The organism is Flavobacteriales bacterium (assembly GCA_025210805.1).
Taxonomy (GTDB): Bacteria; Bacteroidota; Bacteroidia; order Flavobacteriales; family CAJXXR01; genus JAOAQX01.
The window spans coordinates 25,832-43,619 of the sequence record JAOAQX010000032.1; the positions used below are offsets into that span (position 1 = coordinate 25,832).

Here is a 17,788-nt window from a genome sequence, read left to right on the forward strand (position 1 = left end):
TCGTAGGGATTAATTTTTAAATCAACAGGATTCCTATTATCTTTGTGCGTTTGTATAAAAATCAGATTTAAAACTATGGAAATCCATCATATTTCACCCGATTTTATAGGGATGAACACGCTTATTTCTTTGCATTCAGAAAGAAAAAAATTGGCTTTATCAGACGAAGCAATTCAGAGAATAGAAAAATGCCGAGCGTATTTAGATCATAAAACAGCTTCTACAGAAAAGCCAATTTATGGGGTAAACACGGGTTTTGGTTCACTTTGTGATCACAGTATTTCAACAGAAGAATTGAGTCAATTGCAAAAGAATTTGGTGCTTTCTCATGCTTGTGGAATGGGAGCGAGAGTTCCTCACGAAATGGTAAAATGGATGTTGTTTTTAAAAATTCAATCATTGAGCTACGGGCATTCTGGAGTGCAATTGCAGACGGTTCAAAGATTAATTGATTTTTATAATAATGATGTTTTTCCTGTAGTTTACACGCAAGGAAGTCTTGGGGCATCAGGTGATTTATCTCCATTAGCTCATTTGAGTTTACCTATTCTTGGAGCAGGAAAAGTAGTGTTTGAAGGGAAAGAAATTTCAGGAAAAGAACTTAACCAAAAAATGGGTTGGGAGGAAATTACTTTAAAATCCAAGGAAGGGTTGGCGCTGCTGAATGGAACGCAGTTTATGTCAGCTTATGGAGTTGTTTCTTTATTGGAATCAAAAAAACTATTGGAGTTAGCGGATATCATTACCTCTATTTCATTAGATGCCTTTGATGGAAGAATAGAGCCTTTTGAAGTATTCTCTCATGCCATTAGACCGCATAATGGACAATTACACACAGCAGAGAAAATTTTCGAATTATTGGAGGATAGTGAAGGGATTCGACAAGAAAAAGTTCATGTGCAAGACCCATATTCTTTCCGTTGTGTACCACAAGTTCATGGAGCAAGTAAAGATGCTTTGAGCCATATAGAAAAAGTAGTTATCACAGAGATAAATTCGGTTACAGATAATCCAAATGTTTTTGCTGACGAAGATCGAGTGATTTCTGCTGGGAATTTTCATGGTCAACCTTTAGCTTTAAGTTTTGATTTCCTTTCTTTGGCAATGGCTGAAATAGGATCTATTTCAGAGCGTAGGATCTATAAATTGATTTCAGGAGAAAGAGGGTTGCCAGCATATTTGGTTGCAAAGCCAGGGCTAAATTCAGGTTTGATGATTCCTCAATATACTGCTGCTTCCATAGTAAGTCAAAGTAAGCAATTAGCAACCCCAGCTTCAGTGGATTCTATTGTTTCTTCAAATGGGCAAGAGGATCATGTGAGCATGGGAGCAAATGCCGCTACTAAAATGTGGGAAATTGTAAAAAACACTAAGTCTGTTTTGGCAATAGAATTATTAAATGCATCCCAAGCAATGTCTTTTAGGACTTATAAAACAGGAACCTTAGGTGAAAGTCTTTTAAAAGCATATCGAGCTGATATTCCTTTTATTGATGAAGATGTTCTTAGCCATGATTATATGCAGAAAAGTCTTAACTTTATAGATCAATTGCGATTTGATTTTGAATAAGTGAGAAGAAAGAAAGTAAGGTTGACTTAAATAAATCATTATAAGCCTTGTATTTTAAAAATGATTGCGTAGATTTGCTGACCTTAAAAAGTAGAAATAAAGTAAAAAAAACATACAATGTCTAGAGTTTGTCAATTAACAGGAAAGAAAGCGATGGTTGGGAACAATGTATCGCACTCTATGAGAAAAACGAAAAGAACGTTTGATGTAAACTTGATCAAAAAACGTTTTTACATTGCAGAAGAAGATAAGTGGGTTTCTTTGAGAATCGCTGCTTCAGCTTTGAAAACAATCAACAAAGTTGGAATTTCGGAAGCCATTAAAAGAGCTAAAGAAGCAGGAACGTATTCAGGAAAATAATTTCTAATACTTCCCAAAATATCTAGCCATCTTCTGAAAAGTTGATGGCTTTTTGGGGTTTTATAAATAGTAAATAACAATGTTAGCGATTTTAGTAATTTATTTTATTGGAAGATATTTCTTCAAACTGGCAGAAGTCCATGGAAAATCAAAGTGGGTTTATGTCATTTTGGGAATTGTATCCTATTATTTTCCAATATTTATTATTGGATTAATAATTGGAATATGGTCAATATTTGATGAAGAAACATTCATGTGGATAGAAGATTCTAATTTTACAATAATCAACTATGGCTGTATGTTCATAGGAGCATTATCCGCCTTTGTTTTTTATAAGTTATTATCTAAAAAATGGCAAAATAAACCTCAAAATTTCAGTGAAATAGAAGAAATTGGAAAAAATGAAATAGCGTAATCGATTTTATTAATCAGTCTATTACCTTTATCAATCATTTAAAAGCCCGTTTCTAAACGGGCTTTTGTATTTTTATCAAACAAGCAAAATATAAGGAAATGAATACACTTTTTAAAAATTACTATAACGCTTTCACTGGTTTATCAGTGGAAGTATGGTGGTTATCTCTCATCACCTTCATCAATAGGTCAGGAACTATGGTTATACCATTTATTTCCCTCTACCTCAATAAATCTTTAGGTTTTAGTTTAGCAGAAGTAGGGTGGGTGATGACCTTTTTTGGAATCGGATCTGTAATTGGATCTTGGATCGGTGGAAAATTAACAGACAAAATAGGTCCCTATTTAGTGATGGTTCTAAGTTTGATTAGTTCAGGGCTTATGTTTTTTGTACTTCAATCTCTTACTTCGCTTTGGGATTTTCGAATTGGAATTTTGGTTTTGATGATATTAGCAGATGCATTTCGTCCTGCCGTTTTTGTGGCTTTAAATCAATATAGTAAACCCGAAAATAAAATCCGAAGTGTCAGTTTGGTTCGCTTGGCGATTAACTTGGGGTTTTCTATTGGACCTGCAATTGGCGGTTGGATTATTCATCAATTAGGCTATGCGTATCTTTTTTGGCTTGATGGAATTACCTGTATTTCTGCAGGAATATTAATGATATTCTTATTGAGTCCCAAAAAGAGCGTCATTCTAGATGAAATCAAAAAAATGGAAAACCCTTTGTCACCTTGGAAAGATTCATCTTATCTATTGTTTCTCTTAGGTTTGATGTTTATGAGTCTTGTTTTTTTACAATATTTCTCAACAGTTCCCTTGTTTTACAAAGATATTGCGGGTATAAGTGAAGATCAAATAGGTTTATTGATGGCTTTTAATGGGATTCTGATATTTATTGCCGAAATGCCCTTAGTGAAATACCTAGAGAATCAAAAGTTTTCCAATGTTAAGATGCTCATCGTCGGAACACTTATGGTGGGGTTGAGTCTTTTTGTAGTACTTTTCTCTGTTCATATTGGTATTATTATTTTGGGAATGGCTTTGATGAGCTTTGGAGAAATGATTGCTTTTCCATTTTCTAATGCCATTGCATTAAATTCAGCAAAAAAAGGTTTGCAGGGTCAATATATGGCACTGTATAGTATTACTTTTTCAGTAGGGCATATCTTTGGTCATAATTCAGGAATGCAAATCATTCATCAGTTTGGATACGATCTCACTTGGTGGATCATGATTGTACTTATTTTCCTAGCTTGTGGTATTTTATTTCTTTATGGAAAACGTCAACTACTTGAGGAATGATACCCCAGAAAGAAGTGGATAAATAAAAGAGGGAATCATAAAAACCGAAAAAAAAGTGCATATTTGTACCATTACTAACCCCAAAAAGAAGCAGATGCAAAATATTTTTATAGACATACAGGACGTTTTTAGTCATTTTCAACAAGGAAAATAGGGTTTAAATAAATCCATTTTGATTAAAAACGTCCAAATTGAAAAATTTGGATTTTTTTTTGCCAAAATTTTGACAAAACATCCAATTCCAAAATATCTCAAATACAACGAAATATAAAATCGCCAACGAGCGAGAGGAATTCTATTGTCTTTTTTTATATTTAAGGAATTGATATATAGCATTTTGAGTTTTGGTAATTAAAATTTTATTCCAATATTTGCATCGCAATAAAGCACAGAACCAAGAGTCATTATTTGATTCTTATAAACAACGAAGTAATATGATTGATACATACACTTTTAGCCAAGGGCTCAGTCATTCTGTACCAAGTTTAGGTACAATGATGCTTCGTGATTACCCATCTATTTAGTCTAAGAAAAGCAAATATGATTAGTAATCCGAAGCCCTAGAGTTTCGGATTTTTTTTTGCTACGGACTTTTTCCGAAACCGTTTTTTGAGTCGCAATTTTTTCTTCTTGAACTATTTTCTTGAATATTCACTTGATGATTACTAGTGTGTTGAATATTCTTGAGTTTAGGAAGGCTAAGAGTCCATGCATTTAAAAAAAAAATATCATGGCAAATAAAATGCGCGGGAAAGATTTGATAAGAATCGGTTTTCCCAAAAAAGGAAATAGTCTAAATATCGCTTTAGGACTTATAAACAGGTATCGTAAAAAAGAAAAAAAGGAAACGGTACTTCAAGAAGCGAAAGAAGTTTTGAAATCTCCAGAAATGTATATAAACGATACATTTTGGGCAAAAGTAGCCGAAGGATTAACAAAACCTGTAGAGGTACGCAGGCATGAGCTGATGAGTACTCGAGCTCCATTTAAAATTTTTGGAGAAGATGCCATAGACGATATGGCAAAATATCAACTGTATAGTGCCTTAAAACTACCTATTGCTAAAGCTGGAGCTTTAATGCCCGACGGACATGCAGGATATGGATTGCCTATAGGAGGTGTTTTGGCCTGCGAAAATGCGGTAATTCCTTATGGCGTAGGTGTGGATATTGGATGTAGAATGCGGTTAAGTGTTTTTCCTATTCCTGTAGATTATTTAAAAGGAAAGAGAGAGATGTTTGAAAGAATTCTACAAAATCATACCAAGTTTGGGATGAGTGAAACTCATGATAAAAAAATGGATCACGAATTATTCTCGAGATCAGAGTTTCAAGACATTCCTATCCTAAAGCAACTTAAGAAAAAAGCTTATGATCAGCTAGGTACATCAGGAGGAGGAAATCATTTTGTGGAATTTGGCGCTCTAAGTATCTACGATGAAACAAATGCAATGAATTTATCTCCAGGAAAATACTTGGCATTACTTACTCATAGTGGATCAAGAGGTTTGGGAGCTAATGTGGCAAAACACTATACATATTTGGCAAAGAAACAATGTCCATTGCCTAAAAATGTAGAACATTTAGCTTGGTTAGATCTCAATACTCATGATGGTAAAGAATATTGGCTTGCCATGAATTTGGCAGGAGAATATGCCAAAGCCTGTCATGATAATATTCATTACAGAATTAGTAAGCTCTTAGGAACAAGGTTTTTGGCTTCTGTAGAAAATCATCACAATTTTGCGTGGAAAGAAGTGCATCAAGGGCAAGAATTGATTGTCCATAGAAAAGGAGCAACTCCGGCATCCAAGGGAGCATATGGAATTATCCCAGGAACCATGACAGAACCAGGTTTTCTAGTTCGCGGAAAAGGAAATGAAGCGTCTTTAAATTCCGCTTCACACGGAGCAGGAAGAAAGCATTCGAGGTCTGCTTGTAAAAGTAAATTTACAAAAAGTGATATCCGTAAGAAATTGAAAACACATGGAGTAAGTCTTATTGGAGGTTCTGTAGATGAAGCCCCGATGGCTTATAAAGATATTCATAAAGTGATGGAAGCTCAGACGGATTTAATTGAAATCGTAGGGAAATTTGAGCCAAAAATTGTGAGAATGAATAAGTAGAATCATGATTATTTAGTGACAATAATTGACACAGCTTGTTAATAACTTCGCTAAATAATCAATGGTTTTGGAAACAAAAACAACAAGATTATGAAAACTAAAATATGGCAATTAACTGCAGGAGCAGGTCCAGTGGAATGCCATTGGGTAGTTGCACAAGTACTCAAAGTCCTTTTGGAAGATCTTAAAAATAACGGAATAGATTATGAAATTCTTCATAAAGAAAAAGGAGCATTAGAAAGAACGCTCAAGTCGGTTATAATTCAAATAAAAGGGACAGGATTGTCGGAATTGTCTTCTAAATGGTGTGGAACCATTTTATGGGTTGGAACTTCTCAATATAGAAAATTCCATAAAAGAAAAAACTGGTATATCGCCTGCAAAGAGTGGGGTGTTTTGAAAGAAAAGACCTTACGAGATGAAGATTTAAAATACCAAGCCATCCGAGCATCTGGTCCAGGAGGACAGCATGTAAACAAAGTGAGTTCGGCAATTCGTTTAAAACATTTACCTACAGGTTTGCAGGTGGTTGCAAGCGAAAGAAGATCACAAAAAATGAATAAAAAACTGGCAAAAGAACGACTCAGTGAGAAACTCACGAATTTTGAGATGGATAAACTCCGTAAAGAAGTAAAAGAATACTGGAAAAATCATCAAGAAATAGAAAGAGGAAATCCTGTTAGAACTTTTAAAGGCAAAGATTTTAAGGCAAGTTTTGGAAAAAATAAAGAACGCAAAAAGCCTTATAAATCACAAAGACAAAAATTAAAAAATGAACTTGAGAAGATCCGCTTAGAAACTTGATTACCTAAGTAATGTCTTCTTGAAAATAGACTTGAAAGAGTCAAAATGAAGGAGGAATAGAAATGACAACTTTATCACAAAAATATGTATTGAAAGCAATGAATGCTTACCCTTATGAGCTTGAAACAGCAGTTGAAGCCTTGCAATTAGCTTTAAGTTATAATCAAGAAGAAGTGAATGCTTTGATTCTTATGGGGAAAATTTATACGGAATATTTACAAGATTATAGAATGGCGAAATATTATTTTAAAGAGGCCATTAGTATTAATATAGATGCAATAGAATTGTATCCTAGTTATGCAAAATTGTTGATTTTAAATGAAGAATATGAAGCTGCAGAAAAGGTCATAAAAAGAGGACTAACCGTAAGGGGTGTCGACAAAGGAAGCCTTTTTGTTCAAAAAGCAATCATGTTTGAATATCAACAAAAATTTGCAGAAGCTAAAGAAGCACTCAATGATGCCTTATTGCATGGTTATAATGCAGAATTTGAGAGCTATATTAAAAGTGAAAAGGATAGAATACAAAGAAAAATGAATAGATTACCTAAAGTGCAAAAAGAAGAGGTATTGCCTCAAAAAGAGACCAAAAAGGGGTTTAGGCTGTTTTTTTGATTAAATCAAAACATGGGCATTTTTTGCACCTTTTTTTCTCAGACTTTTTGTACTTATCACAACATTTGGATTTGAGTTTTTCGCTTGAATCCAAATGTTTTACCATAATTTTATGATCCTTTTTCTTCGTTTTTTTTGAGCCCATATAAATTCTTTGTGGCTCCAAAGTTACTTATTTTTAATTATTCTAAATAGCAATAAACTAATTTTTTTAAGATATAAAGAATCAATCATTTGAATAGCGAGTGCTGCTACTTGAATCATACCGATTACTTGTTCAATACTCATTTATTTCACTTCATGATAATCTACGATTTCTTTACTGGTTTCGCCTATTTCTTATACGAAAAATAGGAATCCATTCCACTGCTGTATAGTTTTGAACGCCAAATTTTCTGTTTTGCATTTTAATTTCTGTTAGAATTTCTTCGATAACTAGATTCATGTTTTTCTTCAAGAGTATTTTTTTTATCCAAACGATCAAAAATCATCAAAAAATGGGTATTTTTATTTATTAATTATCTAAAAAAGAACATTATGGGGAAAATGAATATCCACAGAAAAATTATGATTAATGCTGATAAACAAAAAGTTCACGATGTTTTAGTCGATTTTAATACTTGGACAAATTGGTCGCCGTGGCTTATCTGTGAGCCCGAAGCAAAAGTGGAAGTGAACTCAGCTAAAAGCTATTATTCTTGGGAAGGGAAAAGAGTAGGAGCAGGTGAAATGGAAGTAACCGAAGATCTAGGAGATGAAATAAAGTATCGTTTAGCATTTCTAAAGCCCTTTAAATCTAAAGCAAATGTAAGTTTTCGTTTGAAAGATATTAATGACGGAGTTGAAGTCACATGGACGATGGAAAGTAAGATGCCTTGGTTTATGTTCTTTATGAAAAAACAAATGGAAGCCTATGTTGGGATGGATTATGAAAGAGGGCTCAAAATGTTAAAAGATTTTATAGAGTTGGGTACTGTAGAAAGCTCACTCGAAATTAAGCCAGATGAACACTTTGACGGTTGTACTTTTATCGGAATTAAAAGATCGACAACTATTGAGGAAATGGGAGACATGATGAAAAAAGACTTCCTAACACTTACAAAGTTTGCACAAGAGCGTCAATTAGAGATGAACACATTGCCGTTTTCTCAGTATCACAAATTTGATTTTGTAAGTAAAGAAGTTGTTTACACAGCTGGTTTCCCAGTAGACAATGTACCAAAGGAATTGTCTGGAGAAATAATAACCGGTAATTTGCCCGCCATTTCTGTTAATAAAGTGAGGCATAAGGGACGCTACGAACATCTTGGAAATGCTTGGGCAGCACAAGTAATGATGCAAAGAAACAAGGAGTTTAAACCGCAGAAAAACTACCATCCATTTGAAGTTTATCAAAACAGTCCAGGAGACACGTCGATGTCTGAGCTTGTTGTAGATATTTGTTTTGCTAAAAAATAATTTTGAAAATAAATATAAAAAGAAAACCCCTTTTGTCCGTTGACAAATAGGGGTTTTCTAACTCGCACAATAATACATTTATAGGTATAGGAACAGATTCTGTTCGAATATTTAAATGTATTTACAAATATAATAAAAAAAATATAGATTGTTATAAAAATAATACATTTTAAAGGCGTTATTATAACAAAGTATAATGATAAATATACAACATTCTTATTTAGTATTCATTAGTTTTTGAAATGTTAAAAACTAAACATCTATTTAAAATACTTGTAAATACATATTTTAAATTTTTCTTTAATTTTTGGTTGTTGAAATCTTCATTTTTTTTTCTAAATAATAATAACAAAATTGATGTAAATTTGTTCGCTAGTTTATGTTTCAATTAAAATAAATTAGCATGATTCTCTTAAGCGGTACCCAATGTTCTGCAAGCATCAAAGATGAAATAAAAGATACTTGTAAAACAATTCAAGAAGAAGGAAAAAGAGCACCAAAACTTATAGCCATTTTAGTGGGTGATGATGGAGCAAGTAGAACTTATGTAAATGCAAAAGTGAAGGCTTGTGAATATGTAGGTTTTGCCTCAGAAATTTTGAGATTTGATGCAAATATATCAGAGTCAGAATTGATACAAGAGATTCAAAAGTTAAACCAAAATACTTCAGTTGATGGTTTTATTGTGCAGCTTCCTTTACCTAAGCATATATCAGAAGAAAATGTCACTATGGCGATTGATCCATCAAAAGATGTGGATGGATTTCATCCACAAAATATTGGTGAAATGGTTTTAGGAATGGATACATTTTTACCAGCAACACCTAATGGGATTGTTGAGCTTTTGAAAAGGAGTAATATAGAAACCGAAGGTAAAAATTGTGTGGTTGTTGGAAGAAGTAATATTGTAGGAACTCCTATGAGTATCTTGATGAGTAGGAATGTTTTAGGGGGGAATTCTACCGTAACGCTTACGCATAGTAGAACGAAGAATTTAAAGCAACATTGCCAAAATGCTGATATTTTGATTGTGGCACTTGGTAAAGCGGAGTTTATAAAAGAAGATATGGTAAAAGAAGGTGCCGTGGTGATCGATGTGGGTATTCATAGAATCGATGATCCTGAGGCTCCAAGAGGATTTAGACTGAAAGGAGACGTTGAGTTTGCTGGAGTTTCTAAAAAAGTACAAGCAATTACACCAGTACCTGGAGGTGTAGGCCCCATGACGATCGCTTCTTTATTACAGAATACTTTAAAAGCATACCAGAAATTTGCGAACTAAATAAAAAATAGCCCATTTTTGGTGTTAATTTATTCATCGGTATAAATCAAAAAAAAAGGAGTTAACCAATCAAATGGTTCAACTCCTTTTTTAATGAGTAATACGATTACTCGCTAAAATTTTCAATGATTATTTTTGGTTATAAACCACTTGCTTAAACGGAGCTTCAAACCCAGCTTTTCCAAGCTCAGCTTTTATTTGTCCTCTTAATCCCCAATAAACATCCCAGTAATTTTCAACAGTACAGAAAGGTAAAGCAAGAAATTCTACAGAACTTTCTCCAAGATTTGTTACATAAACAGAAGGTGCTGGATCTTGTAGAACAATTGGTGAGTTTTTAAGAACATTCAAAACAATTTCTTGAGCTTTGTCTTGGTCTGCATCATATCTTACTGCAAAAGGGATATCTGCTCTTACATTTCCTTTTGCAGAGAAATTCACAATAGATTCGGCAGTGATTTTTCCATTAGGTACAATTACTGTTTTGTTTTGAAAAGTTTCTAAAAATGTAACAAATACGGATACTTCTTTTACAAAACCTAAATGTCCATTTACTTCAATTAAATCACCGGCTTTAAAAGGTTTGAATATGAGAATCATTACCCCAGAAGCTACATTTCCAAAAGAACCTTGGAATGCCATTCCAATTGCTAAAGCAACTGCTCCTAATAAAGCTGCAAAAGAAGTCATTTCTACACCTAAAACGGAAGCAACAGAAATAAATAATAAGGCTTTAAGCAAGAGCCCAACAGTGGTAATGATAAATGGTTTTAAAGTGGCATCCATCTTAGAAGCATGAATTAACCTCGAAATTCCTTTAATCAAAAGACGTATGATAAGAAAACCAATAAATAAAGCAACTAATGCTCCTAAAAGTTTTGGTGCCCATTCTCCAGCACCTTGAATTCCAGATGTAATAAATGCATCTAAAGATTGTTTAATCGTTTCCATAATTTTTTATAATAATGTTAAAGTTTCTATCCTAATTATAGTTCTATTAGGATTTATGACTACAAGTTAAGATAGATTGTGTTCATGTGCAAATGATTTTTCTATAAATGGAGTGTTATAAAAGTGAATTGTAGTAAAATGTTAGTTAAATTCAATTTTTCGAGATTTGTCAGTTGTTTTTTGGGATTTGAGCTTAATTAATTCTATTTGAAGATCAAAAGAGAATTCAAAGGTGAAAGTGTAGTTATACATTGTGATTCTGCTAATAAATGGGGGAAAAGGGTGTAAAGTCGATAATAATATCGAATGATTCTTTTATATCCAACAAATATTTATATCTAATCTTTGTTAGCTGTAGTTGCCGTTTTTGATGATAATTGTTGTCGCAGAAGATCTATTTTTGAGGGAAGCGCTTTTAGCTTTGTTCAGAATATTCAGAGCAATGCTTACCTTTACCAAAGTAAGACTAAAACAACAATAAATATGGAATTATATATCACTTTAAGTATTGTAGCAATTTTTCTCATTGTTTTGGGTGGAATTTATCTACTTATTCAGCGTTTTTTACAAAGAGAAGAAGAAATGCGTTATTTAGAATTGAGGAAAATGAATCAACAAATTGCTACACCAGCAAGGCTACAAGCTTATGAAAGGTTGGCTTTATTTCTTGAAAGAATTCATCCAAAAAGCTTGATCATACGAATGCATCCTCAAGAAAATATTTCGGCAATGGAGTATAAAAATGTTTTACAACAAAGTGTTCAGCAAGAATTTGATCACAATATTTCACAGCAAATATATGTGTCTCGTGAGCTTTGGGAAACCATTGAAGCTGCAAAAAATCAAGTAGTGTTGGAGCTTGCAGAATTGTCAAAAGGAATGCCTCCTCAAACGCCATCGCCTGCATTTTTCCAAATGATGCAAGCGAAGCTAGATGAAGAACATGAAGAAGCGGTTGAATGGATAGCGGATATGGCTTTGGTTCAAATTCGAACGGAAGTTGCCAAACAATTTTAAACCATGGCTAGTATAAAAAAACAAGAGTTTATTGTAGAAGGAATGACCTGTGCAAATTGTGCACTTTCTGTAAGAAAAACACTTGAAGCTAAGGGGCTCAAAAACGTTGATGTAAGATTTCAAGACGATTTAGTGCGTTTTGATTTTGTGGAGAATATTGACCTAGAAACCATTAAAAAAGACATTGAAAAATCGGGTTTTAAAGCACAAATTATTGATGAAAATAACGATATTGAAGCACTAAAAAGCAAAAGAAGCACCCATAAAGCAGTCTTGTATTTCTTTTTGACTTTGCCCTTTTCTTTATTATTGTTTTCAGCAATGTTTTTTTCTAAAGGAAGCTGGATACAAAATGGTTATGTTCAGCTAGTGTTGTCTATTCCTGTTTTGATTATCGGGCTGATGAATTACGGAAAAGGTGCAATAGGTTCTATCCGTGCAGGATTAGCCAATATGGATGTTCTGATTCTTATGGGGGCTCTATCGGCCTTTGGGTACAGCTTATACGGGTTGTTTTTTACTCAAAACCCTGGCGAATATATGTTCTTTGAAACTTCGGCAACCATAATTACTTTGGTTCTTTTGGGTTCTGTGATCGAGCATTATGCCCTCAAAAAAACCAATACAGCTTTGAGTGAGCTAAGAAGTTTTGAAGAGGATGTTTACACCGTAAAAACAGCCGAAGGATTAGAAGAAAAGAAAACAAAAGATATTCCCATTGGTGCTTATGTAATGATTAATCAAGGTGACGCAATTCCTTGCGATGGAAGGATAGAGTCTGGAGACGCTTCTCTTGATGAATCTATGCTTACTGGTGAATCTCATGCGATAACAAAAGGACAAGGAGATACCGTAAAAAGTGGATCTATTAATGTTCATGGAAGTTTTGTGATGCGTGTTGAAGCAGTCTCAAAAAACAGTACACTTTCTAGAATTGTAGAAATGATGGAGTCAGCGGAAGTTCAAAGAGCGCCCATTCAGCATTTGGCGGATCAAGTGAGTGCTTGGTTTGTACCTATTGTTGCGAGTATTTCTGTATTAGGTTTTTTCTTAAACTATTTCCTTTTTGATATTAGTTTACAAGCTTCGGTACTCAGAAGTATTGCCGTTTTAGTAATCTCTTGTCCTTGTGCATTAGGCTTAGCAACGCCTACAGCGGTAGTCGTGGGAATTGGAAAAGCAATTAAAAAAGGAGTTTTGTTTCGATCTGCTCAAGCTTTAGAGCATTTTGCAAAAGTGAAAAAAATATTTTTAGATAAAACAGGAACGCTCACCAAAGGATCATTTGTGGTGGATGAAATTAAAATATTTGGAGAGGAATCTGCCCTAAAAGTGCGAAGTGTTATAGATGCATTAGAATCCCATTCTTCCCATCCTATCGCTAAATCAATAAGAAATTCTTTAATAGATCATGAAAAAGAAATAATAGAATTAAATGATATTGAAGAGCAAGCGGGTTTCGGAATACTTGGTAAAGATCCTGAGGGCAATATTTGGAAATTAGGTTCTTATAGATGGTTGCCTGAGCAAAATAAAGCTCAAGACTTTCATCTATTTTTGATTAAAAATCAAGTGCATATTGCTTCTGTAAAATTGAGTGACGAGGTAAAAGAAGATACCCAAGAAACTTTAAAATATTTTGAGAAAAGTGGAATTAATTTGTCAATTATCAGCGGAGATAAACAGGAAAAAGTAGATGAATTATCCATTGAATTCGGAATAGAAGCAAAGGGCGAATTATTGCCAGATGAAAAACTTTTGCTTATTCAAAAAGCATCTCAAAACGCACATACAGCTATGGTAGGAGATGGAATAAATGATGCACCCGCTTTGAAAAAAGCTGACATAGGTGTTTCTTTTACTCATGCCAATGATATTACCCAGCACCAAGCAGATATTCTCTTGTTGAATCCTGATAAAATCGGTCAATTAAAAGAGGCACATCGAATTTCTTACCTTACTTATCAAACAATTAAGCAAAATCTATTTTGGGCATTTTCTTATAATTTGGTTGCCATTCCCATGGCACTTCTAGGATTTGTAGATCCAATGTATGCTGCATTGTTTATGGCATTTTCTGATGTCGTAGTAGTGGGGAATTCACTTTGGTTAAAAACAAAAAAATAGAAGATGAATGCTGTAGAGGAATATTACCACAATCTTTCGGAGAATTACCGTGCTACTTATTTGTATATCCGAGAATTGATCAAAAAGCGTATTCCAGAATTTGATGAAGCGAAAAAGTATGGAGTTCCTTTTTTTTGTCTGAATGGAAAAAACGTAATTTATCTATATAAAAATGAAAAAAAGCAAGCATTTTATTTAGGTTTTATGCAAGGTGAAAATTATGATCACCCTAGATTAGTTTTTGAAGGAAGAAAATGGGTGAAAGTATTTCATTTTGACCCCAAGGGCGATTTTCCCGAAGAAGAATTTTTGGAAATATTAGAAACTGTAAAAAAACACCATCAGTTGTGAATAAAAATACCATCACATTTTTTTTGATCTTATCGATGTTTTTAAGTTTGAAAACCTCTGTTTATGGACAAGAAAATATTCTTTTGGCAACGCCAAACAAAGAAAGATTAGCCTATAATGTTCATCATTATGAACTAGATTTACAAGTAAGTTTTGAGGAGAAAAAGCTGAAAGGGCATGTCACAGTTTATTTTGAACTTAATAATGAAACGGAAAAACTTTCTGTTGACTTACACAAAAATTTATCTATAAATAGAATTATTTGGAGTGGGCAGTCACTTCCTTTCAAAAGAATTCATAGACAAGTGATGATCACTTTTCCTGAAATGTTAAAAAAAGGAAGTAATAGTCAGTTTACAATATATTATGAAGGGAGTCCTCTTGAAGCAAAAAATCCCCCTTGGAGCGGCGGTTTTACATGGTATCAAGATACGCAAGCAAATCCTTGGTTAGGGGTTTCTTGTCAAGGTGATGGTGCCAGTACTTGGTGGCCAAATAAAGATTTGTTGTCAGATGAAGCAGATAGTGTAACATTTTCTTGCACTTACCCTGATTCATTATTTTTTGTGAGCAATGGAAACCTTTATGCGGATTCTATTTTAGCAAACGGGTGGCGTAAAACAACTTGGAAAACACATCATCCCATCAATAATTATAATATCACTATGAATATTGGAAATTATACCCATTTTTCTGATACTTTTCAAAGTGTAGATGGAGCTGTTATTGATTTAGATTATTATGTTTTAAAAAATCATCTTAAAAAAGCCAAAAAGCAATTCACACAAGTGAAACCCATGCTTCGTAGTTTCGAAAAATATTTCGGAGCGTATCCTTTTCCAAAAGACGGTTATGCCTTGGTAGAAACACCTTATTTAGGTATGGAACACCAGTCTGCAATCGCTTATGGAAATCAATACAAAAAGGGGTATTTAGGAGCTTACCCAAAGGAAATAGATTTTGATTTTATCATTATTCATGAAAGTGGTCATGAGTGGTGGGGAAACTCTGTGAGCATGAAAGATCGTGCAGATATGTGGATTCACGAAAGTTTTTGTACGTATTCAGAAGCTTTGTATGTGGAGGATTTGTATGGTTATGAGTCGATGTTAGATTATTTAGCTTATCAAAGAAAAAGAATTACTCACGATGCTCCTCTGCAAGGAGTTCCTCATACTCATAAAAGTGGTCACCACACTGATATCTATTTTAAAGGAACTTGGGTGTTGCATACTTTGAGAAATATCGTGGCTGATGATAGACTTTGGTTACAAACCATTAAAAAATTATCACTTAAATTTCGCCATCAAATTGTAACAGGAGAAGAAGTAAAAGATTTTTTGGAACAATCTCTTGATAAAGAGTTGGATGTATTTTTTAAGGTCTATTTAGATCAAAAAGAAATCCCCCGAGTGTTTATCAAAAGAAAGCGAAGAAAGGATCTTATTTATCTGGAAGGATTAGGTAATCTTAAAATTCCTATCGAAATTGGCAATCGAAAATATATTTTGAGCAAAAACAAGATAAAAATTCCCAAAAAACATCGGGAAGAATTTCAAAATTATCTTTTTAGACACTTTCTGTTTGATATCAATCTAAAATAAAACATGATTACTACAAAAACAACAACAAAAGATCAGTACAAAACTGATACAGCGGTAAGAGATTATAATCTCCAAATGGATAATTCACCTGCAAATAATGGAGGGAATTATGGAGCAAGTCCAAAAGAGCATTTAACTGCAGCATTGGGTGGTTGTACAACGATGACGCTCAAAATGTATATTGAGAGAAAAGGATGGGAAGTAGGAAGTATTACTGCCGACACCAGTTTTGAAATGAAAGAAGATCGTTCAACAGCTTTTCATATTCATATTTCTATTGAGGGTGATTTTGATGAGAAACAGCAAAAAAGATTAAAAGCAATAGCGCCAAAATGTCCTGTACATAAATTATTGGCAGGAAACAGTGAAATTACCGTTTCTTGGGATTTTTAAAGAATCTTGAAGAATGGATAATTTCCTATTCAAAAAATAGGAATAAATTCGCCTAAAATTATAGTAAACATTAAAATAAATCACCCATGAAAGGAAGATTTGATTGGTGGCCCAATTGGGTTGAGAAAAAAAATAAATACCTCCGCTCAGAAGAAAAACAATTGAATGCCGATGTGTTCAACGCAATTTGTTCTGGTACAGGTTTGCCGAGTATTCATCAAAAATCTACATTCAAATTTCGTAATGTACAAGATGGAGCTGACAGATTCTTAGGAGTTTCCCCTTCAGGAGAAAAACCCTTTGCAAGAATTTATACCCGACTAGGAAATCCAAATACAGAGTATTTAGAAAAAGTATTGTTCCAGCTTGAATGTAAGCACTTGATAGATGATGCTTTGGCAAATGATGAAAAAGAACCAACTATTGGAACATTGGTTTTTTCATCAGGGATGGCAGCAATCTCAACAACAATTATGGGATTTGTAAAACCAGGTGATGCTTTGGTTTTTGGTAATGTTTATGGTTGTACAGACTCTTTTGCAAGGTATTTAGAGGAACGTTGGGGAGTGGAGGTTCACTTTGTGGACGCTACAAACACCGAAGCAGTTAAGGCCTTGTTTGAAAAACACCACAATATTGCAGCGCTTTTTGTAGAAACACCAGATAATCCTACATTAAGAATGTGCGATATTGAAGCTTTATCTCAGATAACTGAAGCCGATGAAGCACTTTTGATTGTGGATAATACTTTCTGTTCTCCTTATTTACAACAACCTTTTAGGCTAGGAGCAGATATCGTTATTCACTCTTTAACAAAATATGTAAATGGGCATTCTGCTTCTATTGCAGGTGCGGCTTTAGGACCATTTGAATATTTTTCAAATGATCTTTTCTTAGCTTATAAAGATTTCGGACCTACACCTTCACCTTTTGATTCTTGGTTGAATAGCTTGAGTGTACAAGATTTAGGAATCCGTATGGAAGCTCAGTGTGGTACTGCTCAAAAACTTGCAGAGTTTTTAGAGAATCACCCAAAAGTAGATCAAATATGGTATCCAGGACTTGAGTCTCACCCAGATCATGAATTGTGCAAAACACAAATGAGAAATGGTGGAGGAATGATCGCCTTTGAACTAAAAGGTGGTTTTGATGCAGGAGTAAGCCTAATGAATTACTTTGCAAGACCTGAAACACCAATGGAATTGGCGGTAAGTTTAGGTTCTGTAATTTCTTATATAGAACACCCCGCAAGTATGACTCACTCGGTAGTGCCAGAAGAAGAAAGATGTTTAAGAGGAATTACCAATTCTCTTGTAAGACTCTCTGTAGGAACAGAAGGTTTTACCGTTCTTAGAGATGCATTAGCGGAAGGATTGGATTTGAGCTAGACTCAAATTATAAAGTATTTTAATAA

At 33.9% G+C, this 17,788-nt stretch carries 17 protein-coding genes; 15 read left to right on the plus strand and 2 right to left on the minus strand.

All coding sequences use genetic code 11. The annotated features are described in order from the left end of the window. The first annotated feature begins 75 nt into the window (after positions 1-75). The 7 genes from hutH to N4A45_12410 all read left to right on the plus strand — a co-directional run bounded on the left by hutH (position 76) and on the right by N4A45_12410 (position 7,191). Complete coding sequence (gene hutH / locus N4A45_12380; GenBank protein ID MCT4666017.1) at positions 76-1,569, plus strand: histidine ammonia-lyase; 1,494 nt, start codon at positions 76-78, stop codon at positions 1,567-1,569. 117 nt (positions 1,570-1,686) lie between these two features. Next, complete coding sequence (rpmB, locus tag N4A45_12385; protein MCT4666018.1) at positions 1,687-1,929, plus strand: 50S ribosomal protein L28; 243 nt, start codon at positions 1,687-1,689, stop codon at positions 1,927-1,929. A gap of 79 nt (positions 1,930-2,008) precedes the next feature. Beyond that, positions 2,009-2,344 carry a hypothetical protein gene (locus tag N4A45_12390; protein MCT4666019.1) on the plus strand — a complete coding sequence of 112 codons (336 nt, stop codon included), beginning with the start codon at positions 2,009-2,011 and terminating at the stop codon, positions 2,342-2,344. Positions 2,345-2,442: 98 nt separating this feature from the next. Continuing rightward, positions 2,443-3,648, plus strand: coding sequence for an MFS transporter (locus N4A45_12395; GenBank protein ID MCT4666020.1), 1,206 nt, complete (start codon positions 2,443-2,445; stop codon positions 3,646-3,648). Positions 3,649-4,378: 730 nt separating this feature from the next. Continuing rightward, positions 4,379-5,773 carry an RtcB family protein gene (locus N4A45_12400; protein MCT4666021.1) on the plus strand — a complete coding sequence of 465 codons (1,395 nt, stop codon included), beginning with the start codon at positions 4,379-4,381 and terminating at the stop codon, positions 5,771-5,773. Between the two features lie 90 nt (positions 5,774-5,863). Continuing rightward, positions 5,864-6,577: a peptide chain release factor H gene (gene prfH, locus N4A45_12405; protein ID MCT4666022.1), complete on the plus strand. Its 714-nt coding sequence runs from the start codon at positions 5,864-5,866 to the stop codon at positions 6,575-6,577. Between the two features lie 62 nt (positions 6,578-6,639). Beyond that, positions 6,640-7,191, plus strand: coding sequence for a hypothetical protein (locus N4A45_12410; protein MCT4666023.1), 552 nt, complete (start codon positions 6,640-6,642; stop codon positions 7,189-7,191). A gap of 319 nt (positions 7,192-7,510) precedes the next feature. Here the strand turns inward: N4A45_12410 and N4A45_12415 are convergent, their stop codons facing one another. Then, on the minus strand, positions 7,511-7,636 hold the full coding sequence (locus N4A45_12415; protein MCT4666024.1) for a hypothetical protein: 126 nt from the start codon (positions 7,634-7,636) through the stop codon (positions 7,511-7,513). 92 nt (positions 7,637-7,728) lie between these two features. Between N4A45_12415 and N4A45_12420 the strand changes: the two genes are divergently transcribed. After that, complete coding sequence (locus N4A45_12420; GenBank protein ID MCT4666025.1) at positions 7,729-8,649, plus strand: SRPBCC family protein; 921 nt, start codon at positions 7,729-7,731, stop codon at positions 8,647-8,649. Positions 8,650-9,052: 403 nt separating this feature from the next. Next, positions 9,053-9,931 (plus strand): bifunctional 5,10-methylenetetrahydrofolate dehydrogenase/5,10-methenyltetrahydrofolate cyclohydrolase, encoded by an 879-nt coding sequence (locus N4A45_12425; protein MCT4666026.1) that lies wholly within the window; start codon positions 9,053-9,055, stop codon positions 9,929-9,931. A 129-nt stretch (positions 9,932-10,060) separates the two neighbouring features. Here N4A45_12425 and N4A45_12430 read toward each other — a convergent pair whose 3' ends face one another. Next, positions 10,061-10,882, minus strand: coding sequence for a mechanosensitive ion channel (locus N4A45_12430; GenBank protein MCT4666027.1), 822 nt, complete (start codon positions 10,880-10,882; stop codon positions 10,061-10,063). 483 nt (positions 10,883-11,365) lie between these two features. On the opposite strand from N4A45_12430, the gene N4A45_12435 reads away from it, so the two are divergent. The 6 genes from N4A45_12435 to N4A45_12460 all read left to right on the plus strand — a co-directional run bounded on the left by N4A45_12435 (position 11,366) and on the right by N4A45_12460 (position 17,762). Beyond that, positions 11,366-11,899: a hypothetical protein gene (locus N4A45_12435; GenBank protein MCT4666028.1), complete on the plus strand. Its 534-nt coding sequence runs from the start codon at positions 11,366-11,368 to the stop codon at positions 11,897-11,899. 3 nt (positions 11,900-11,902) lie between these two features. Next, positions 11,903-14,026, plus strand: a complete 2,124-nt coding sequence (locus N4A45_12440) for a cation-translocating P-type ATPase (GenBank protein ID MCT4666029.1) — start codon at positions 11,903-11,905, stop codon at positions 14,024-14,026. A 3-nt stretch (positions 14,027-14,029) separates the two neighbouring features. Then, positions 14,030-14,377, plus strand: a complete 348-nt coding sequence (locus N4A45_12445; protein MCT4666030.1) for a DUF1801 domain-containing protein — start codon at positions 14,030-14,032, stop codon at positions 14,375-14,377. Further along, complete coding sequence (locus N4A45_12450; protein MCT4666031.1) at positions 14,374-15,981, plus strand: M1 family metallopeptidase; 1,608 nt, start codon at positions 14,374-14,376, stop codon at positions 15,979-15,981. The genes N4A45_12445 and N4A45_12450 overlap by 4 nt, the downstream gene beginning before the upstream one ends. A 3-nt stretch (positions 15,982-15,984) precedes the next feature. Beyond that, the gene (locus N4A45_12455; GenBank protein MCT4666032.1) at positions 15,985-16,374 is read left to right on the plus strand and encodes an OsmC family protein; all 390 of its coding nucleotides are present in this window, start codon (positions 15,985-15,987) and stop codon (positions 16,372-16,374) included. A gap of 86 nt (positions 16,375-16,460) precedes the next feature. Beyond that, entirely contained in the window at positions 16,461-17,762 is a 1,302-nt protein-coding gene (locus tag N4A45_12460) for an aminotransferase class I/II-fold pyridoxal phosphate-dependent enzyme (GenBank protein ID MCT4666033.1), read from the plus strand. The last annotated feature ends 26 nt before the right edge of the window (positions 17,763-17,788 follow it).